Origin of the sequence: Acidovorax lacteus, assembly GCF_039540375.1 — a bacterium.
GTDB lineage: Bacteria > Pseudomonadota > Gammaproteobacteria > Burkholderiales > Burkholderiaceae_C > Acidovorax_G > Acidovorax_G lacteus.
Genome location: NZ_BAABEX010000013.1, coordinates 181,738 through 199,803 on the forward strand (window position 1 = coordinate 181,738; position 18,066 = coordinate 199,803).

Consider the following 18,066-nt stretch of genomic DNA (forward strand, 5'->3'; position numbering starts at 1 on the left):
CTTCTTCTTCCGATGCCCTTGCGGGCCTGGTCGCGCTGGCTGGCGGTGGCGCTGGCTGCGCTGGCTGCCTCGCTGGGCGCTGTATCGCCCGCAGCCGCCCAGCATGCCGGCCTGCGCCGCCTGGCGGTGCCCACGGCCACCGAGTCCATCGAGGTGCTGTTGTTCTACCCCACGGCCACGGCCGCCCGCGCGATCCCGATGGGGCCCTGGCTGCCGGTGGTGGCGCCGGGCGCGCCCGCGTCGGCTGCGCCGCTGCGTGGCCTGCTGCTGCTGTCGCACGGCACCGGGGGCGACGCGCTCGGGCACCACAGCCTGGCCACGCGCCTGGCAGCAGCGGGCTACCTGGTGGCCGCGCTGCGGCACCCGGGCGACCACTGGCAGGACCGTTCGCTGATGACCTCGGGCCGCTACTTCAGCGAGCGGCCGCGCCAGGTCAGCCAGGTGCTGGACGCACTGCTCGCACACCCTGAATGGGGCGCGCGCATTCCGGCCCAGCGGGTCGGGGCCGTGGGCCACTCGGCCGGCGGCTACACGGTGCTGGCCCTGGCCGGCGCCCAGGCCGAGCCCGACCGCGCGCGCCGCCACTGCGCCAGCGCGCACGACGACCCGGGCTTTTGCGCATTGGCCCGCACGGCCATGGGCGGTACGCCGCAGGGGCAGGACCGTGTGGCGCAGCCCCAGGACGGCGACCGGGTATCGGCCGCCGACCCGCGCATCCGCGCCGTGGTGGCGCTCGCGCCCATGGCCGTGGTGCTCACGCCGGAAAGCCTGGCCGCCGTACGGGTGCCGGTGCGTATCTTGATGGCCGAGCACGACGCTGTGCTTACCGCCCGCTACCACGGCGGGCATGTCGCTGCGCACGTGCCGGGGTCACAAGCGAGCACCGTGCCCGGTGCTGGGCACTTCGCCTTCATGGCGGTGCCGCAGCACAGCCTGCCATCCGATTCGGGCGACGTGGCCGCCGACCCGCCGGGGTTTGACCGTGGGGCCTACCAGGACACTCTGGCCCGGGAGGTGCTGGTGTTCTGGGCACGCGTGTGGCCCTAGGCTGGCAGGCGACCCGGCCCATGCCGCCACAATGGCGGCCACGCTGGCCCTTCGAGCCGGTGCTGAGGGAGGGACACCATGTCGTACGTGTTGGCAGCCCGGGTCGGGCTGTACCGCTTAATTGCCAGCGGCGGCGCTGTGCTGGCACTGCTGTTGGCGGGGCCGTCTGCCGGCGCGGCAGACCCCGAGCGCTACGGCAAAGTGATGGAGCAACGCCACGAGGTGCCGGCCGCCGCGCTGGCCAAGTTTCTGCGACTGCACGAAAAGAACCTGCGCGAGGGGCGCAACAACGTTGGCATGCTGGCCGACACCGAGCGCTGGGTGGCCCCGGCGCTGGACGCACCCACGGCGCGCAACCCCTACACCCTGGTGGTGCGGGTGCGCGGTGTGGCGCTGGCCGACGGGCCGGTGGCCTCGCGCTGGCAAACCGCCTGGGGCCTGCCCGATGGCGCGGCGCGCGGCATGCTGCTGCCCGAGCTCACGCAGCAGAACGTGAAGGCCGGACAGGTGGTTGAACTCGTGGGCGTGTCGCCGCCGACCAGCTTCAAGGAAGACCGCCGCGTTGAGCCCATCGTCGAGTTCATGGCCCTGCAGAATCTGCGCATGGACGGGGTGACGCTGGAGGTCTGGTCGGGCATGCGGCCGACATCGTGGCTGCAGGGCTTTGGCGCGGCCGTTCCGCTGCTTATCGGCGTGGTGTTTCTGGCGCTCGTGGTCTGGATGCGCCGGCGCTGAGCGCGCCGGGGCCCGGGTCGCTCAGCGCGGCAATGGAAGACCGGCACGCCAGGCGTCGGCGGTTTGCCGGGCCTGTTCGCGCTCGGCAGGGCTGAGCTGCTGCGCCACCCGTTGCAGGGCGTAGCGCGCCAGGGTGGCGCTGCCATCACCCGTCCACAGGGGGTCGCGTTCCATGGTTCCGGTGGTGGCTTCGGCCTCCATGCGGCGTGCGGCCAGGTCCAGCGCCACATGCGCCGCCAGCGGCCGCGGGCCCAGCGCAGGGGGCGCAGCCGCGTACAACTGGCCCAGCGCGTACAGGCCGCGTGCGTCGCCTGTGCGCGCGGCGCGCGCGTACCAGTGTTCGGCCTGCTCGGGCTGCGCCTCAGGGCGTGGGCCTGCGCTCGCAATGCCGGTGCCGTAGGCATGTCCGAGCACCAGCATGGCCAGTACCGAGCCCTGCTGCGCCGCTTGTTCCAGCGCCGCCAGCCCCGCAACCCGGTCGCGCGGCACGCCCGCGCCGCCGCGCAGCAGCATCTGCCCCAGCAATACCCGCGCGCGGGTATCGCCTGCGTTGGCCTGTGTGCGGGCTTCCCCCAAGACAGCGGCGCCATCGCCGCGCAGCCAGCGCTGATGCAGCGCATCCACCCGCTCGCGGCGTGCCAGTTCGGCGCGAGCGTCGGCCACGGCCTGCGCCTGTGCGTCGGCTTGCTGGCGTGACTGGGTCTCTGCGGTGCGGTGCTGTCGGGACTGGGACGTCCAGACGATCACCCCCACGGCTGATGCCACCAGCAGCGCCAGCACGGGCCAGATGCCCAGTCGTGCGCGCGGTGCCGGTGACGGCGGCGAAACCCCGTGGCGAGGGTCGGCTGGGGGCGCGGCTGTGGGTCGTACGGCGTCGTAGGCCACACCGCAACGCGGGCATTGCCACGCCGGCGCTCCATCGCTGTCCCGCCGTGGATGGCTGCACGCCGGGCACACCCGCGTTGCGGGCGGTGCCGACTCGGCGGGCAGCAGCTCCAGCGTCGTGGCGGACGGCGTTGTGGGAGGCTGCGCCACGGTGGTGGTACGGCTCAGGCCGTGGCTGTGTGCGCGGTGGTGGCGGGTTCCGCAGCCACTTCCACCAGGCAGTCGTAGAAGGTGGGCGCGCGGCCCAGGTCGGTCAGGGCCTGGCTGGTGAGTTCGTTCACGTTGGTGCCGTCCAGCCCCATCTTGCGCCACCAGATGCCGAGGCCGTTGACCACGCCGGGCCGGGCGCGTTCGGTCACGGCCACATGGCAGCGGTAGGTGCCGCGGTCGTTGAACACGCGCACCACACCCCCGTCGACAATGCCGCGTGCGGCTGCGTCGGTGGGGTGCATCTCCAGCAGCGGCCGGCCTTCGATGGCGCGCAGGCTCTGCACGTTCACAAAGGTGGAGTTGAGGAAGTTGCGCGCCGGCGGCGAGATCATGGCCAACGGGTAGCGGGCATCCGTGCCCTGCAGCTCGTGGTTGGGCAGGTGGTCGGGCAGGCCATCCTGTCCTTGCGCGGCCAGGCGGTCGCTGAAAAATTCGCACTTGCCGCTGGGCGTGGGAAAGCCGCCTTCGGCAAACGGCGCGTCGGGCCCGGTCAGCGTGGCAAAGCCTTGCGATTCGAGCAGCGCGTAGTCCACCGCCGCGCCAAAGGCCTGGCGGCACAGGGCTTCGTCGCTGTCGGCAAAGCAGGGGTCGGCCAGCCCCATGCAGGCGGCCAGGTCGCGGAAGATCTGCGCATTGCTGCGCGCCTGGCCCAGCGGGGCGATGGCCGGGCGGTTGAGCAGCACGTCGGTGTGCCCGTAGCTCAGGTGGATGTCCCAGTGCTCCAGTTGCGTGGTGGCGGGCAGGATGTAGTCGGCGTAGTCGGCGGTGTCGGTCTGGAAGTGCTCGAGCACCACGGTGAACAGGTCCTCCCGCGCAAAGCCCTGCACCACCTTGCCCGATTCCGGCGCCACGGCCACCGGGTTGCTGTTGTAGACCACCAGCGCTTCGATGCGTGGGCCGAAGCGGTCCGAGGCGGGGGCCAGCAGCGCATCCCCGATGGTGGACATGTTGATGGTGCGCGGCCGCCGCGCGCCCAGCAGGTCGGGGCGCTGCAGCGCCGCGCGATCGACGGGGAACTGCCCCGAACTCGACAGCAGCATGCCGCCGGCGCGGTGGCGCCAGGCCCCGGTGAGCGCCGGCAGGCAGGCCACGGCGCGCACCGCGTTGCCGCCGCCGCGCACGCGCTGCATGCCGTAGTTCAGGCGGATGGCGGCGGGCTTGGTGGTGCCCCAGGCCTGGGCAAGCTGGCGGATCTGTTCCACCGGCACGCCGCAGACCTCGGCCGCGCGTTCGGGCGGCCACTGGAGCGCGCGTGCGCGCAGCGCCTCCCACCCCTGGGTGTGGCGGGCAATGTAGTCCTGATCCAGCCAGTCGTGCACGATCAGCTCGTGCATCAGCGCCAAGGCCAGCGCCGCATCGGTGCCTGGGCGCAAGGCGATGTGTTCGTGGCATTTGTCGGCCGTCTCGCTCTTGCGCGGGTCGATGCACACCAGCCGAGCGCCGTTGCGCTTGGCCTGCTGCGCATAGCGCCAGAAGTGCAGGTTGCTGCCGATCGAGTTGCTGCCCCAGATCAGGATCAGCTGGGACTCTGCAAAAAACTCGACCTTCATGCCCATCTTGCCACCCAGCGTCTGCACCAGCGCCTCGGCGCCGGCCGATGCGCAGATGGTGCGGTCCAGTAGCGATGCGCCCAGTCGGTGGAAGAAGCGGCGCTCCATGCTTTCGCCCTGCACCAGGCCCATGGTGCCCGCGTAGCTGTAGGGCACGATGGCCTCGGGGTTGCGCGCCGCGATCGCGCCCAGGCGGGCCGCGATGTCGGCCAGCGCTTCGTCCCAGCCCACGGGCGTGAACTGGCCGCTGCCCTTGGGCCCGCTGCGCTTGAGGGGGGTGAGGATGCGCTCGGGGTGGTAGGTGCGTTCGGTGTATTTGCTCACCTTGGCGCAGAGCACGCCGTCGGTGTGCGCGTGCGCCGGGTTGCCCTGCACGCGTACGGCGCGGCCGTCCTGCACGGTGGTCAGCAGTGCGCAGGTGTCCGGGCAGTCGTGGGGACAGGCGCCGCGCACGGTGTGGGCGGCAGACTCGGGTGCTTGGGCGGTGGGGGTGGGCGTGGTCATCGGGTGGGCGGGTCGGTACACTGGCCAAAGGCCTTGGGTGCGCTGTGCCAACGCAGTGCAGCAGCCCGGCCTGGCTGTGGTGCCACGGGCTTGTGCCTGCGCTGCGCCACAGCGGCTTCAGCATCACACCACGAGATTTCACCATGAACCACCACGGTTGGCAGCGCCGGCAACTGGCGCTTGGAATGGGGGCACTGGCTTTGGGGGCGGCACCCTGGGTGCGTGCCCAGAGCGAGGGGCGCATCGTCCTCGGGCAATCCGCCCCTTTCAGCGGCCCGGCCGCGCAACTGGGCATCCAGTTCCACCAGGGCGCCAAGCTGTTTTTCGACCAACTCAATGCGCAGGGTGGCGTGAACAAGCGCCTGATCGAGATCCGCACCCTGGATGACGGCTACGAGCCCGACCGCTGCGCCGAGAACACGCGCAAGCTCATCGCCGACGACGTGTTTGCGCTGTTCGGCTACATCGGCACGCCCACAAGCCTGGCGGCGCTGCCGCTGTTCACGCAGGCCAAGGTGCTGTTCTTTGCGCCCTTCACCGGCGCCGAGGCGCTGCGCCAGCCCTTCAACCGGCTGATCTTCCATGTGCGTGCGTCGTACTTTGACGAAACCGCGCTCATCGTGCGCCAGCTCACGAACCTCGGGCTCAAGAAGATCGCGGTCTTCTACCAGAACGATGCCTACGGCAAGACGGGGCTTGACGGCGTGACCCGCGCGCTCAGTGCCCAGAAGCTGGCCCCAGTGGCCACGGCCACGGTGGAGCGCAACTCCACCGACGTGGCCGCCGCAGTGCAGAAGATCAACGCCGCCAGTCCCGACGCGGTGGTACAGATCACGGCTTATGGTGCGGCCGCAGCCTACGTGCGCGCGGCGCGCAAGGCGGGGTTTGGCGGCACCTTCTACAACGTGTCGTTTGTGGGCACGCAGGCCTTGGCCGACGAGCTGGGCAAGGACGGTGCTGGTGTGGTCGTGTCACAGGTCGTGCCTTCGCCCTACCAACCCTCGCGTCCCATCACCCGGGAGTTTCTCGACGCCATCAAGAAGGGCGGGGACAAGGTGCAGGCCAACTACTCAAGTATGGAAGGCTACCTTGCGGCCCGGGTGTTCGCCGAAGGGCTGCGCCAGACGCTGGCTGCGGGCAAGCTGACGCGCGAGAACTTCATTGCAGGCACGGAATCCTTGGGCACGCAGGTGATCGCCGGGTTCCCCGTGTCCTTCAGCGCCACCGACCACGCGGCGTCCAAGTTCGTCGAAATGTCGATGCTCACGGGCGACGGGCGCGTGCGCACCTGAGAGGCTCTGGTGGGCGCGTGCACTGCGCTGCCCGCGCGGCCTCGGGCTTCAGCCGATCTCTCGGCTCGCGGCCAGGCCGCGCAGAAAGGCCTCGCAACGGGCAAGCTGCTCCAGGCTCACGTATTCGTCGGGCTGGTGGGCCTGCTGGATGCTGCCCGGGCCACACACCACCGTGGGGATGCCCGCCTGCTTGAACAGCCCAGCCTCGGTACCGAAGGCCACGAGCGTGGTACCGGCTTCACCCGCCAGGCGTTGCGCCAGGCGCGTGACTGGGGCTTCGGCGCTGCCGAGAAAGCTCGGGATCTCACAGATCGTGTCGAAACGGAACCCTGTGCCTGCGGCCACCCGCTGCATGCCCGGCTCCAGCGAGCGTGCGTACTGCACCACCTCGGCCTGCATGGCGGCCGCATCGGCCGTGGGCAGGTCGCGGAATTCGTAGCGGAACTCGGCGTCGCGCGGCACCACGTTGTCGGCAATGCCGCCGTGGAACTGCCCGACGCTCGCCGTGGAAAACGGCACGTCAAAGCCTTCAAAGCGAGGCTCCTCGCGTTCAAAGCGCTCGGCCATGTCGCGCACGCGGCCCACCACACGCGCTGCCATCTCGATGGCGTTGACCGAGTGCGGCGTGAGCGAGGAATGCGCCTCTTTGCCGCGCACGCAGCACTTGTAGCGGTACACCCCCTTGTGCGCGATGGCGGGCACCATGTTCGTGGGCTCGCCCACGATGCAGGCCAGCGGGCGGATGCCTGCGTCGCGCAGGTCGGCAATCAGCTCGCGCACGCCGAAGCAGCCCACCTCTTCGTCGAAGCTGAAGGCGTAGTGCAGCGCGAACGGCGCGTCGGCGTTCAAAAACGCCTCGGCCTGGGCCAGCGCCAGGGCGATGAAGCCCTTCATGTCGGCGCTGCCGCGCCCATACAGCCGCCCGTCGGCCACGGTGCCGCCCAGCGGGTCGTGCTGCCAGTCCTGGCCGTCCCAGGGCACGGTGTCGGTGTGGCCCGACAGGATCACGCCGGCGGGCTTGCCTTCGCCCAGCGTGGCAAACAGGTTGGCCTTGCTGCGGTCGGCGTTGTAGGTGATGCGGCTGGTCACGCCCAGCCGGGCGAGGTGGTCGCGCACGAAGTGAATGAGTTCCAGGTTGGAGTTCTGGCTCACGGTGTTCATGCGCACCAGGGTCTGGGCCAGTTCAAGGGCGTGGGCAGAGAGCATGGGCAGGCGCTTTTCGCTGTGCGGAGGAGAGGGGCGGGGCTGGCCGTGTGCAGGGGCATCGCGCGGGTGCTGGCAACATGGCGTGGCCGCCGCTAGACTGGCAGATCGTAAGGGAACATACCATGAAGCTGATCGATTCCATCGTCACCCAGGCGGCGGGCATTGCCGCCGTGCGACGCGACATCCACGCGCACCCCGAACTGTGCTTTGAGGAAGTGCGCACCGCCGATCTGGTGGCCGCCAAGCTCACCGAATGGGGCATCCCGATCCACCGCGGCATGGGCACCACCGGCGTGGTGGGCATCGTGCATGGGCGCGATGGCGGGGCCTCGGGCCGTGCGATAGGCCTGCGCGCCGACATGGACGCGCTGCCCATGCAGGAGTTCAACACCTTTGCCCACGCCAGCAAGCACCAGGGCAAGATGCACGCCTGTGGCCACGATGGCCACACGGCCATGCTGCTGGCCGCGGCCCAGCACTTTGCCAAACACCGGCAGTTCGACGGCACGGTGTACCTGATCTTTCAGCCGGCCGAAGAGGGCGGCGGTGGCGCGCGCGAGATGATCAAGGATGGCCTGTTCGAGCAGTTCCCGGTCGAGGCAGTGTTCGGCATGCACAACTGGCCCGGCATGGCGGCTGGCCAGTTTGCCGTGAGCCCCGGCCCGGTGATGGCGTCGAGCAACGAGTTCAAGATCGTGATCCGCGGCAAAGGCAGCCACGCCGCGCTGCCGCACAACGGTATCGACCCCGTGCCGATTGCCTGCCAGATGGTGCAGGCCTTCCAGACCATCATCAGCCGCAACAAGAAGCCGGTGGACGCGGGCGTGATCTCGGTGACCATGATCCACGCAGGCGAAGCCACCAACGTGGTGCCCGACAGCTGCGAGCTGCAAGGCACGGTGCGCACCTTCACGCTGGAGGTGCTCGACCTGATCGAGCAGCGCATGCGCCAGATCGCCGAGCACACCTGCGCGGCGCACGAGGCGAGCTGCGAATTCGAGTTCGTGCGCAACTACCCGCCCACCGTGAACTCGGCCCCCGAGGCCGAATTTGCACGCCAGGTGATGGCTGAGATCGTGGGCGAGTCCAACGTGCTGGTGCAGGAGCCCACCATGGGCGCGGAAGACTTCGCCTTCATGCTGCAGGCCAAGCCGGGCGCGTACTGCTTCATTGCCAACGGCGACGGCGCGCACCGCGAGATGGGCCATGGCGGCGGCCCCTGCACGCTGCACAACCCGAGCTACGACTTCAACGACGACCTGATTCCGCTCGGGGCCACCTACTGGGTGCGCCTGGCCGAGCGCTGGCTGGCCACGCCGCGCGCCGTGGCCTGACACACGGGCGGGCACGGCGGGGCAGCGCGCGCTGCACGCCGTACCGTCGAACCATCAGACGCACACTTCGCCCCCGCGGCCCGCCCACAAGGCGTGGCCGCATTCCTTCCCTTTCACACCGCTCCCCCCATGTCCGACCTCGACACCGCGTTCTCTTCGTCCTATGCCCAGGCGCGCAGCCGCTTTCTGGAGGCCGCCGCGGCCGCAGGCCTGGCCGTGCAGTCGCACCGCCACCCGCTGCCCGGGCGTGACGGCGAAGAGCTGGCCATGGACGTGGTGCGCGAAGGCGCGGCCGATGCTGAGCGCCTGCTGATCGTGAGCAGCGCCTGCCACGGGGCCGAGGGCTACTGCGGCAGCGGCGTGCAGGTGGCCGCGCTGCGCGACAGCGCCTGGCGCACGCATGCGCGGGACCACGGCGTGGCGGTGCTCTACATCCACGCGCTCAACCCCTACGGCTTCTCGCACATCCGCCGCGTGACGCACGAAAACGTGGACCTGAACCGCAACTTCCAGGACTTCAGCCGCCCGCTGCCCGTGAACGAGGCCTACCGCGAGGTGCAGCCGCTGCTGCTGCCCGCCACTTGGCCGCCGGGCGAGGACAACGTGGCCGCGGTCAACCGCTTCATCGCCGAGCGCGGCGAAGCCGCCTGGCAGGCCGCCATCTCGCGCGGGCAGCATGAGTTTGCCGACGGCCTATTCTTTGGCGGCACCGCCCCGACCTGGAGCAACGTCACGCTGCGCCAGGTGTTGCGCGAGCACGGCCAGCGCGCGCGCTCCATCGCCTGGATCGACCTGCACACCGGCCTGGGCCCGAGCGGCCACGGCGAACGCATCTATGCCGGGGGCGACGACGACGTGGCCGTGGCCCGGGCGCGCGCCTGGTGGGCGGGCGGTGGGGCCACGCCGGTCACCTCGATCTACGACGGCTCGTCCACCTCGGCCTTCCTCACGGGGCTCATGTGGACCGCCATCTACGACGAATGCCCGCAGGCCGAGTACACCGGCATTGCGATGGAGTACGGCACGGTGCCGGTGCTGGACGTGATGAACGCGCTGCGCGCCGAGCAGTGGCTGCAACTGCACCCCGAGGCCCCGGCCGCGCTGGCGGCGCAGATCAAGCAGCAGATGCTCGACGCCTTCTACACCGACACGCCCGAGTGGAAGGCGCAGATCGTGCGCCAGGCGCGCGAGTCGATGTTGCAGGCCGTGGACGGGCTGGCGGGCAAGGCCGGCTGAGTGCGGTCAGCGCTTCGGTGGGTGAAGGTCAAATTGGCTGCTCGTGCTTATTAATCAAGCACGAGCAGCTCATATTTTGATAGCAAAGCCGGTGCAGGGTCTTCAGGTCTGTCCCTGCTCCTCGCCCCAGGGCAGCATCAGCGTGAGCAGCGAGAGCTGCGCAAACTCGGGCGCGAAGGCGTCGATGATCTGCTGCGGCTCGGGGCACAGCGTGGTGTCGCTGATCACGCCGAACTGCACGCCCCCGCCGTAGCTCAGGATCGACACGCCCAGCCCGATGGGCCCCGACTGCGGCACCCAGAACATGCACTGCGTGACGCGCGAGCCGCACAGCGACAGCGGCTGGCTGGGCCCGGGCACGTTGGTCATCACCGCTGTGGTCTTGCGCGCAAACAGATTGAGCAGCGCTTCTTGCGCGGGCTTGATCAGCAGCCCCGCCACCGACAGCATGGCAAAGGCCAGCAGCGGCTGCGTGCTGCCCTTGAGCGCGCGCATGCGTTTGCGCACTTCGTACACGCGCTCCACCGGGTTTTCCATGCCGATCGGCAGCACCAGTGGCACCAGGCCGAAGCGGTTGCCGAGCTTCCAGGCTTCTTCCATCGGTCGCAGGTTCACCGGGATCATCGCCCGGATCTCCTGGCCGCTCGGGTCGTCGCCCTGGCGGCGCAGATAGCCGCCAATGGCCCCGGCCACGCACGACAGCAGCACGTCGTTGATGGAGCAGTTGAGCGCACGTCCGATGGCTTTGACCTCATCGAGCGGCAGCGGCGGGCACCAGGCCACGCGCTTGGCGTGCCCGGGCGTGCCCTTCAGGCGCGTGGGCGAGTCGTCGGGCATCAGCGCCAGGGCGGCGGCGTCGTTCAGGATCTGGTAGGCCACGCGGGCCGCATCGGCGGTGCCGTGCAGGCCGCCCAGCATGGCGTGCTGCATCGCCTTTTCCGGCTCGCGCAGCAGGTGCAGCGATTTGACGGCGCTGTCGCCTGCCATGTCCAGTGCTTTGACGGTAAAGCCGGTGAACGGGCGGATCAGCGCATCGGCGATCCAGTCTTCGGCCGACGCCGGGGAGCGGCGGCGGCGCTTGGGCGGCTCGGAGCCACCATCGACCAGCGACATGGTCACCGAGATCAGCGCAATGCCGTCGGCAATGCAGTGGTGGATGCGCACGATGAGCGCGCTGCCCGGCTGCCCGTCATCGCCCACGAAGTCTTCGATCAGGTGCATCTGCCACAGCGGCCGCTTGGGGTCGAGCGGCTCCATGGCGAGCTGGCCCACGCGGTCCTGCAGCGCCTTTTGCATGCTCTGGCCGCGCTTGCGGGGCAGGGTTTCGCGCAGCAGGTGGGCGTGGATGTCGAAATGCCGGTCTTCGACCCAGGTGGCACCGGCCGCGTCTTCCACCACGCGCTGGCGAAAGCGCGGGTACTGCAGCAGCCGCGCCTGTACGCGCTCGGCCAGCACCTCCCAGGTGATGCCGGGCGACAGCGTCCACACCCCGTTGATCATCATCAGGTTGTGCGCGTTGTCCATGCGCAGCCAGGCGGTGTCCACCTTGCTCATGCGGTCGCCCGACAGGCCCAGCATGCCCGTGGCCGCGCGGCGCACAGGTTTGGGCACGGCCCGCACCGCGCTGCGTGCAGCGCGCACCGGCGCGTCGAGCAGGCCCTGGGCCTGTGGCAGCCCGCCAGGAGCGGGCGCAGCGGCCTGGGGCGGGGTATGGGAGGGGGCGGGAATGCGGGTCACCATCAGACGTCAACCGGTTGTGTTTTTTGGGGGGGCGCCTCTACGCCACGGCGCACCGCGCTTGTTGTGGCCACCGTAAGATACAACGCGACCGCAGCCTGCGGACACCGTTGTTACCCCACCCCGACACGCCCCTCTAGGAGACCTTGCATGTCTGACCTGAACGCCACCTTCGAAGCCGCCGTGGCCAACTCCAAGAACCTCAGCGAGCGTCCCGACAACGCCACGCTGCTCAAGATCTATGCGCTGTACAAGCAGGCCACCGCAGGCGACAACAGCGAGAAGAAGCCCAGCTTCTCCGACATGGTGGGCCGCGCCAAGTGGGACGCCTGGGAAAAGCTCAAGGGCACGTCGGCCGACGAGGCCAAGCAGCAGTACATCGACCTGATCCAGTCGCTGAGCTGATCAGGCGCCTGCGGGCCCAGCCCGCCCGCCTCTGCAAAGCCCCGGCTGCCGGGGCTTTGCGCTTTTGGGGGGCGTGCTTTCACGCGGCTGGTGCCCAGCCCTTGGGCAGCCCGGCCAGTGGGCTCATGCCGTACAGCGGCTCGCCGGGCAGGCCCTGGGCCAACACCTCGCGTGCGGCCACCAGTGCCTGCCAGTCCACGCCGGTGCGCACGCCCATCGATTCGAACAGGTACACCAGGTCTTCGGTGACCACGTTGCCCGATGCGCCGGGCGCGTAGGGGCAGCCGCCGAGACCGGCGAGCGAACTGTCGAAGGTGCGCACTCCCACGTCGTAGGCGGCCAGGCAGTTGGCCAGGCCCAGGCCGCGCGTGTTGTGCAGGTGGGCGGCCCCGGCGCGCGGGCCCAGCTCCTGCTGCAGCCGCCGGAACAGGCGCCGCACCTGCGCGGGCTGGGCCATGCCCGTGGTGTCCGACAGGCCCACCTCGTGCACCCCCGCTTCGGCGCAGGCCACGGCCAGGGCGATCACGTCGTCCTCCGGCACCGGGCCCTGCAGCGTGCAGCCAAACGCGGTGGACAGGCCCACCTCCACCACCGTGTCCGGGGCGGTGTCGCGGCACATCGCCACCACGGCGCGCACCTCGTCGACCATGGCGGCGGGCGTTTTGCGCACGTTGGCCAGCGAATGCGCCGGGCTGGCCGACACCGGCAGTGTGAGTTTGGGCGTACCCGCTGCCAGCGCCGCCTCGGCCCCGCGCAGGTTGGGCACCAGGGCCATTACGGTGATGCCCGGGTGCCGGGCCACCGCATGGCGCACCACCTGGGCCGCGTCGGCCATCTGCGGCAGCAGGCGGGGTGGCACGAAGGAGCCCACCTCGATCTCGCGCAGGCCGCTGGTGGCCAGGGCGTCGATCCAGGCGCACTTGAGCGCGGTGGGCATGTGGGCCTGCACCGACTGCAGGCCGTCGCGCGGGCCGACCTCGCTGATGAGCACATCCACAGAGGGGCGGGCGGTGGTGTCGGCTGGGCGCATGGTGGTGGGGCGAGAGTGAATCGGGCGCGGGCCATGATGCCACGCCTGGCCCACCAGCTGGGCCTCAGAGCGCGTGGGCCTGCAGCTGGGCGAGCGTCACGTATTCCAGCGCCTTGGCGTGGCAGCTGGCCAGCACCACAGGCGGTGCCACACCGGCCTCCAGCGCCTGCTTCCAGCGCAGTGCGCACAGGCACCAGCGGTCTCCGGGCTTCAGCCCGCGAAACCGGTACTCGGGCCGCGGCGTGACCAGGTCATTGCCCTGCGCCACCGAATAGTCGAGGAAGGCCTGCGTGACCTTGGCGCAGATCACATGCGTGCCGTGGTCTTCGGCACTGGTGTTGCAGCAGCCGTCGCGGAAAAAACCCGTGAGCGGGTCGTACGAACAGGGCACCAGCGGTGCGCCCAGCACATTCAAGGCGGTCATGACAATCTACAAGGCATGCGTACATGGCATGCGGTCTGCAGGCCACTGAGCGCCGCAGTGTAGGCAGAGCCCGCAGGCCTTGCGGCGGCAGGGTTTTGCGCCTGCGCGCTGCCGCCGTGGGCGCGGGCTCAGTCGCGCCACTGCACGGCTTCGTCCAGCGCAGCGCGGCCGGTGCGAAAGCGGTTGGCCGGGTGGTCCAGATCGGGCCAGCCCAGCGAGAGGGCGCATACCACGGGCCGCCCGGACGGCAGGTCGAGCACGCTGCGCAGCACCTCGGGGTAAGCGGCCAGGGCCGCCTGCGCGATGCTGCCCAGCCCCAGGCTATGCGCAGCCAGCAGGCACTGCGATACGAAGGCGCCGCAGTCCACCGCGCCGTACACGCCCAAGGCGGCATCGCTCGTGATCACGGCCACATGCGGCGCGCCGAACATGGTGTAGTTGAGGGCCGCCTGCCGTGCAGAGGCCTCGCGGTCGCCGCGGGCGATGCCCACGGCGTCGTACAGGCCCAGGCCGCATTCGCGCCGGCGCTGCTGGTACACACCCTCGTAGGCCGCGGGCCAGGGCAGGTCGGGCTGCGGGGGCGCAGGGTCGACCAGGCGCTCGGCCAGGGCTGCGCGCAGGCGCGCGAGCGTCTCGCCGCTGGCCACCGTCACCTGCCAGGGCTGAGCGTTGCACCAGGAAGCCGCGCGCTGCGCGGTGCGGAACACGGCCTCCAGTTGCTCGCGCGGCACGGGGTCGGGGCGGAAGGCGCGGCAGCTGTAGCGGCCGTGGGCCAGGGCGTCGAGCACGCCGTGCTCGGCAGTGAGGGCGGTCATGGCGGCTCCTGGGGAGGGCTGTGCCGTGCGGGGCCGCGCGTGCGCAGCCGTCGGACTCAGCCTTTGGCGGGCTTGCTGCGGGCGCTGGGTTTGCGGGCCGGGGTGGCGTCGGCAGCCGGTTTGGCGGCAGCTTTGCGCGGCGCCGCCGGGGCATGGGCAGCGTGCGCATGGTGGGCCGCCTGCGCCTTGGCTTCGGCTGGGCCCAGCAGGGCGTCGAGCTGCTCGCTGATCTCGGCTTCAATGCGGTCTTTGAACGCACCCAGCAGAAAGCCAAGCTGCGCGTGCATTTCAAAGCGGTGGGCATCCACCAGCAGTGTGCCTTTGACCCCGGTACGGCTGAAGTGCAGCGTGTCCTCGTGGTCGCCTTCTTCGTACTCGCATTCCATGTCGAACTTCTGCTCAGCCTGCTCGGCCCAGGTGAAGGCAATCTTGCGGGCCTTGGCAAAGCCGAGGTGGTGGTCGCGATGGATGTGGATGTCAGGCACCGGGGGTCTCCTTGTCGGGCATCAGCGCGCGCAGGGCCTCGTGGCGCTGCGCCTGCGGCTGGCGGGCGAGTTGTCGTACGGCATCATAAAACGCAGCCCAGTCGCCGCGGTGCTGCGCATGCAGTGCCACGAACGCGGGCACCCAGTCGTTGTAGGCACCCTGGGCGGCAAAGCTCGCGTTGTTGGCCGCTGCGACCCAGCGGTCGTAAGCGCCCAGCAGCGCTGGGGTGACAGCCGTGCCCGGGGTGTTCAGCCACTGCGTGCGCAGGGCTGCGTAGTCCGCCCGGAAACGGGCCATGACGCTGTGCTTGCGCTCGCGCGCGGTGGTGTCGTCCACACGGCCTTGCGCGTGGTCGGCATACACCTCCGCCAGCGCTGTGCGTGTGCGGCGGGTGAGCTGTCGCCAGGCTTCCCGCCGCGCCTCGCTGGCCGCATGGGCGGCGCGCGTTTCGGGGCTGGCCTGGGTGTCCAGCCAGCGCTGCACGCCCAGGCGTTCGACCGCGGTGGCAAACGATTCGTTGAAGGGCGTGTCGCCCTGGGCGTACACCACCTGGTGCGCAAGCTCATGAAACAGCAGGCGCACAAAGTCGCCTTCGGGCCAGCCGATGAAGGTGGACAGCAGCGGGTCCCCGCCCAGCCAGTTCATGTAGCCCAGCGTCGAGTAGGCGGGCACTCCGTACACCTCGACTTCCAGCCCCTCGCGCTGCAGGCGCGCGGCTTCGGCTTGTGCATCGGCCTCAGAGAAGTAGCCGCGGTAGCCAATGCACCCGGTGACCGGAAAGCACCAGGTGTGCAGCGTGAGCGCCAGCGGTGGCGCGGCCACGACGTTCCAGACCGCTGCGGTCCGTTGCAGGTCGGCATAGCGGCGGTAGCTGGGGTTGTCGGGCAGTCTGAGTTCCTGGCTGGCAAAGTGGCGTGCGCGCTGGGCGAGCGCCAGTCGCGCCCGCAGCGCCGGGCTGATGTCGGGCCGGGCGATCCAGTCGTCCAGCGGCCGGGCGGCCTCCATGATCTGCAGGTGCCCTTGCACCGACTGCCAGTAGTAGCCCGCCGCGCCCATGGTGCCGCTGCACCCCGACAGCACCAGGCCGCCGCACAGCAGTGCGGCGGCCCGCCAGAGGGGGATGCGCTTGCGCATGGGGATGCTCAGTTGGCACCGACACGACGCCCTTGGGCATCGACGACGGGCTGGCCGTCTTCCTTGGCAAAGGCTGCGCGTTGTGGCGCAGGCAGCAGGTCGAGCACCTGCTCGGACGGTCTGCACAGTCGGGTGCCCAGGGGCGTTGTCACGATGGGCCGGTTGATCAGGATGGGGTGGGCGAGCATGGCGTTGATGAGCTGCGCGTCGGTGACGCCGGGCGCATCCAGGCCCAATTCCTGGAAGAGCGCCTCCTTGGTGCGCACCGCCTCGATCACCGGCCGACCCATGGCGTCGATCAGCGCCATGAGGGTGGCCCGGTCGGGTGGGGTCTTGAGATATTCGATAACCGCTGGTTCCTCACCGCTGTTGCGGATCAGGGCCAGGGTGTTGCGCGAGGTGCCGCAGCGCGGGTTGTGATAGATCGTGATGCGTGCCATGGGGGTGTGCGGGGCAGGCGGTGGGAGTCGATAGGGAACGTGGCGGCTGAGGCCGCTCAGGCCGCAGGCTTGTCGCACCCGATCCAGCTCAGGTCGAGCGGGCGGTCCTCGAATTCGGTGTTGAGCACCACGGTGCTGGTGGTGCGGGCCACGCCCGCAATCGATTTGATCTCGTACAGGATGTCTTCCAGGGCGCGCGCATGGGTGGTGCGTACCTTGGCCAGAAAGTCGTATTCGCCGGCGACGCTGTGCAGCTCCACCACCTGGGGCATGGCCTTGAGCCGTGGCGCCACGTCACGGCAGTGGATGCCGCCGTCGTTGCGGATGGCGACAAAGGCCACGAACTGTAGGCCGACCCGCTCGGGAGCCACGGCAATCGAGAAGCGCTCAATCACACCGCGCTCGACCAGTTTGCGCACCCGTTCGTGCACGGCAGCGGTGGATAAACCCACTTCTGCCCCGACCTCGGCATAAGACCGTCGGCCATCACGGCTGAGCGCCGAAATAATTCTGGCGTCTGTGTCGTCAAGCTGGATATTTGCTTGCATTGGTGCCTGATTCTGGTGAAAATTCGGTTTCAATGTCGATGGCCGATTTTTATTCGGCTGGATGGAGGATACGCCGATGTTTGTTCAAAAGCCAACCCATGCCGCGCCGCGTTGGAAGCTCGCGGCCGCGCTGCTGCTGGTGTATGTCGTCTGGGGCACCACCTATTTTGCGACCAGCGTAGTGCTTCACAGCATGCCGCCCTGGTGGATGAATGGTCTGCGCTTCGTGCTCGCCGGGCTGGTGATGGTGGGCCTGGCGCTGGCGCAGGGCCAGGCCTTGCCCACGCTGCGGCAGTGGCGCAATGCGGCCGTGGTGGGCGGGCTCATGGTGTTTCTGGCCATGAACCTGATCAGCATGGCGCAGAAGATGGGCATTGGGTCGGGGCTGATGGCCACCGTGGTGACCACCATGCCCATGTGGCTGGCGCTGTGGACGCACTGGGGCGGCGAGCGGGTGCCACGCACAGGCTGGCTGGGCGTGGTGCTGGGCGTGATGGGGGCCTTGTTGCTGTCGCTGGAGGGCGACTTTTCTGCCACATGGATGGGGGCCCTGCTGGCCTTTGCCGCACCGCTGTGCTGGAGCGTGGGCTCCTACGCCTCGCGGCGCATGGATTTGCCTGCGCCTGCCATGGCGGCCGGGGCGCAGTGGCTGGTGGGCGGCGTGCTGGCCGTGCTGGTGGCACTGTGGCGCGAGCCCGTGGCGCTGTTGGGCCAGGTGGAGCCGCGAGCCTGGCTGGCATGGGGCTACCTGCTGGTGTTTGGCACGCTGATCGCACTCAACAGCTACCTGTGGCTGTTGCAGAACACCAGCGCAGCCGTGGCGGGCAGCTATTCGTTTGTGAACCCAGCTGTGGCCCTGGTGGTGGGTGTGGCCCTGGGCGGTGAGGTGCTGACGGGCTGGGTGTATCTGGCGCTGCCACTGATTGCCGCAGCGTTGGCGTGCATTCTGTACGGCCCCCAGGTGGTGCGGGCCTGGCAGGCACGGCGCATTGCGCACGGCGCGGCCGAGGCGTCGGCTGTGGCGCGCTAAGCTTGATGGATCAGCCGG

At 69.7% G+C, this 18,066-nt stretch carries 18 protein-coding genes; 7 read left to right on the forward strand and 11 right to left on the reverse strand.

What is annotated here, in order from left to right:
• Nucleotides 1–12 precede the first annotated feature (12 nt).
• Together ABD866_RS10185 and ABD866_RS10190 are read left to right on the forward strand one after the other, a co-directional pair.
• A complete protein-coding gene (locus tag ABD866_RS10185) occupies nucleotides 13–1,047 on the forward strand; it encodes an alpha/beta hydrolase family protein (protein WP_345064187.1) in 1,035 nt (344 codons plus the stop codon).
• A 78-nt stretch (nucleotides 1,048–1,125) separates the two neighbouring features.
• Nucleotides 1,126–1,782 carry a hypothetical protein gene (locus ABD866_RS10190; RefSeq protein WP_345064190.1) on the forward strand — a complete coding sequence of 219 codons (657 nt, stop codon included), beginning with the start codon at nucleotides 1,126–1,128 and terminating at the stop codon, nucleotides 1,780–1,782.
• Nucleotides 1,783–1,803: 21 nt separating this feature from the next.
• Here the strand turns inward: ABD866_RS10190 and ABD866_RS10195 are convergent, their stop codons facing one another.
• Nucleotides 1,804–2,817, reverse strand: coding sequence for a tetratricopeptide repeat protein (locus ABD866_RS10195; RefSeq protein ID WP_345064193.1), 1,014 nt, complete (start codon nucleotides 2,815–2,817; stop codon nucleotides 1,804–1,806).
• Between the two features lie 14 nt (nucleotides 2,818–2,831).
• A complete protein-coding gene (locus ABD866_RS10200; protein WP_345064195.1) occupies nucleotides 2,832–4,931 on the reverse strand; it encodes a molybdopterin-containing oxidoreductase family protein in 2,100 nt (699 codons plus the stop codon).
• Between the two features lie 143 nt (nucleotides 4,932–5,074).
• On the opposite strand from ABD866_RS10200, the gene ABD866_RS10205 reads away from it, so the two are divergent.
• On the forward strand, nucleotides 5,075–6,223 hold the full coding sequence (locus ABD866_RS10205; protein ID WP_345064200.1) for an ABC transporter substrate-binding protein: 1,149 nt from the start codon (nucleotides 5,075–5,077) through the stop codon (nucleotides 6,221–6,223).
• Between the two features lie 48 nt (nucleotides 6,224–6,271).
• Here ABD866_RS10205 and argE read toward each other — a convergent pair whose 3' ends face one another.
• Entirely contained in the window at nucleotides 6,272–7,429 is a 1,158-nt protein-coding gene (gene argE / locus ABD866_RS10210) for an acetylornithine deacetylase (protein WP_345064203.1), read from the reverse strand.
• 122 nt (nucleotides 7,430–7,551) lie between these two features.
• On the opposite strand from argE, the gene ABD866_RS10215 reads away from it, so the two are divergent.
• Complete coding sequence (locus ABD866_RS10215) at nucleotides 7,552–8,763, forward strand: M20 aminoacylase family protein (protein ID WP_345064206.1); 1,212 nt, start codon at nucleotides 7,552–7,554, stop codon at nucleotides 8,761–8,763.
• Nucleotides 8,764–8,892: 129 nt separating this feature from the next.
• Complete coding sequence (locus ABD866_RS10220) at nucleotides 8,893–9,999, forward strand: M14 family metallopeptidase (RefSeq protein WP_345064209.1); 1,107 nt, start codon at nucleotides 8,893–8,895, stop codon at nucleotides 9,997–9,999.
• A 102-nt stretch (nucleotides 10,000–10,101) separates the two neighbouring features.
• Here the strand turns inward: ABD866_RS10220 and ABD866_RS10225 are convergent, their stop codons facing one another.
• Entirely contained in the window at nucleotides 10,102–11,739 is a 1,638-nt protein-coding gene (locus tag ABD866_RS10225) for a wax ester/triacylglycerol synthase family O-acyltransferase (protein ID WP_425549573.1), read from the reverse strand.
• Nucleotides 11,740–11,886: 147 nt separating this feature from the next.
• Between ABD866_RS10225 and ABD866_RS10230 the strand changes: the two genes are divergently transcribed.
• Complete coding sequence (locus ABD866_RS10230; RefSeq protein ID WP_345064213.1) at nucleotides 11,887–12,141, forward strand: acyl-CoA-binding protein; 255 nt, start codon at nucleotides 11,887–11,889, stop codon at nucleotides 12,139–12,141.
• Between the two features lie 79 nt (nucleotides 12,142–12,220).
• On the opposite strand, the gene ABD866_RS10235 is transcribed toward ABD866_RS10230, so the two are convergent.
• The 7 genes from ABD866_RS10235 to ABD866_RS10265 all read right to left on the reverse strand — a co-directional run bounded on the left by ABD866_RS10235 (nucleotide 12,221) and on the right by ABD866_RS10265 (nucleotide 17,018).
• The gene (locus ABD866_RS10235; RefSeq protein ID WP_345064215.1) at nucleotides 12,221–13,171 is read right to left on the reverse strand and encodes a hydroxymethylglutaryl-CoA lyase; all 951 of its coding nucleotides are present in this window, start codon (nucleotides 13,169–13,171) and stop codon (nucleotides 12,221–12,223) included.
• Nucleotides 13,172–13,235: 64 nt separating this feature from the next.
• On the reverse strand, nucleotides 13,236–13,595 hold the full coding sequence (locus tag ABD866_RS10240) for a DUF2237 family protein (protein ID WP_345064218.1): 360 nt from the start codon (nucleotides 13,593–13,595) through the stop codon (nucleotides 13,236–13,238).
• 128 nt (nucleotides 13,596–13,723) lie between these two features.
• Nucleotides 13,724–14,410: a nitroreductase gene (locus ABD866_RS10245; RefSeq protein WP_345064221.1), complete on the reverse strand. Its 687-nt coding sequence runs from the start codon at nucleotides 14,408–14,410 to the stop codon at nucleotides 13,724–13,726.
• Between the two features lie 56 nt (nucleotides 14,411–14,466).
• Nucleotides 14,467–14,895 (reverse strand): polyhydroxyalkanoic acid system family protein, encoded by a 429-nt coding sequence (locus ABD866_RS10250; RefSeq protein WP_345064224.1) that lies wholly within the window; start codon nucleotides 14,893–14,895, stop codon nucleotides 14,467–14,469.
• On the reverse strand, nucleotides 14,888–16,030 hold the full coding sequence (locus ABD866_RS10255; protein ID WP_345064227.1) for an aminopeptidase: 1,143 nt from the start codon (nucleotides 16,028–16,030) through the stop codon (nucleotides 14,888–14,890). The genes ABD866_RS10250 and ABD866_RS10255 overlap by 8 nt, the downstream gene beginning before the upstream one ends.
• A gap of 8 nt (nucleotides 16,031–16,038) precedes the next feature.
• Entirely contained in the window at nucleotides 16,039–16,470 is a 432-nt protein-coding gene (arsC, locus tag ABD866_RS10260) for an arsenate reductase (glutaredoxin) (protein WP_345064230.1), read from the reverse strand.
• Nucleotides 16,471–16,526: 56 nt separating this feature from the next.
• The gene (locus tag ABD866_RS10265) at nucleotides 16,527–17,018 is read right to left on the reverse strand and encodes an Lrp/AsnC family transcriptional regulator (protein WP_345064233.1); all 492 of its coding nucleotides are present in this window, start codon (nucleotides 17,016–17,018) and stop codon (nucleotides 16,527–16,529) included.
• 76 nt (nucleotides 17,019–17,094) lie between these two features.
• Here ABD866_RS10265 and ABD866_RS10270 point away from each other — a divergent pair, with 76 nt between their 5' ends.
• The gene (locus ABD866_RS10270) at nucleotides 17,095–18,048 is read left to right on the forward strand and encodes an EamA family transporter (protein WP_345064236.1); all 954 of its coding nucleotides are present in this window, start codon (nucleotides 17,095–17,097) and stop codon (nucleotides 18,046–18,048) included.
• Nucleotides 18,049–18,066 lie beyond the last annotated feature (18 nt).

Coding starts and splice junctions, on each gene's coding strand:
- ABD866_RS10185 (WP_345064187.1), top strand. CDS start 13: ATGCCCTTGCGGGCCTGGTCGCGCTGGCTGGCGGTGGCGCTGGCTGCG.
- ABD866_RS10190 (WP_345064190.1), top strand. CDS start 1,126: ATGTCGTACGTGTTGGCAGCCCGGGTCGGGCTGTACCGCTTAATTGCC.
- ABD866_RS10200 (WP_345064195.1), bottom strand. CDS start 4,931: ATGACCACGCCCACCCCCACCGCCCAAGCACCCGAGTCTGCCGCCCAC.
- ABD866_RS10205 (WP_345064200.1), top strand. CDS start 5,075: ATGAACCACCACGGTTGGCAGCGCCGGCAACTGGCGCTTGGAATGGGG.
- argE (WP_345064203.1), bottom strand. CDS start 7,429: ATGCTCTCTGCCCACGCCCTTGAACTGGCCCAGACCCTGGTGCGCATG.
- ABD866_RS10215 (WP_345064206.1), top strand. CDS start 7,552: ATGAAGCTGATCGATTCCATCGTCACCCAGGCGGCGGGCATTGCCGCC.
- ABD866_RS10220 (WP_345064209.1), top strand. CDS start 8,893: ATGTCCGACCTCGACACCGCGTTCTCTTCGTCCTATGCCCAGGCGCGC.
- ABD866_RS10225 (WP_425549573.1), bottom strand. CDS start 11,739: ATGGTGACCCGCATTCCCGCCCCCTCCCATACCCCGCCCCAGGCCGCT.
- ABD866_RS10230 (WP_345064213.1), top strand. CDS start 11,887: ATGTCTGACCTGAACGCCACCTTCGAAGCCGCCGTGGCCAACTCCAAG.
- ABD866_RS10235 (WP_345064215.1), bottom strand. CDS start 13,171: ATGCGCCCAGCCGACACCACCGCCCGCCCCTCTGTGGATGTGCTCATC.
- ABD866_RS10240 (WP_345064218.1), bottom strand. CDS start 13,595: ATGACCGCCTTGAATGTGCTGGGCGCACCGCTGGTGCCCTGTTCGTAC.
- ABD866_RS10245 (WP_345064221.1), bottom strand. CDS start 14,410: ATGACCGCCCTCACTGCCGAGCACGGCGTGCTCGACGCCCTGGCCCAC.
- ABD866_RS10255 (WP_345064227.1), bottom strand. CDS start 16,030: ATGCGCAAGCGCATCCCCCTCTGGCGGGCCGCCGCACTGCTGTGCGGC.
- arsC (WP_345064230.1), bottom strand. CDS start 16,470: ATGGCACGCATCACGATCTATCACAACCCGCGCTGCGGCACCTCGCGC.
- ABD866_RS10265 (WP_345064233.1), bottom strand. CDS start 17,018: ATGCAAGCAAATATCCAGCTTGACGACACAGACGCCAGAATTATTTCG.
- ABD866_RS10270 (WP_345064236.1), top strand. CDS start 17,095: ATGTTTGTTCAAAAGCCAACCCATGCCGCGCCGCGTTGGAAGCTCGCG.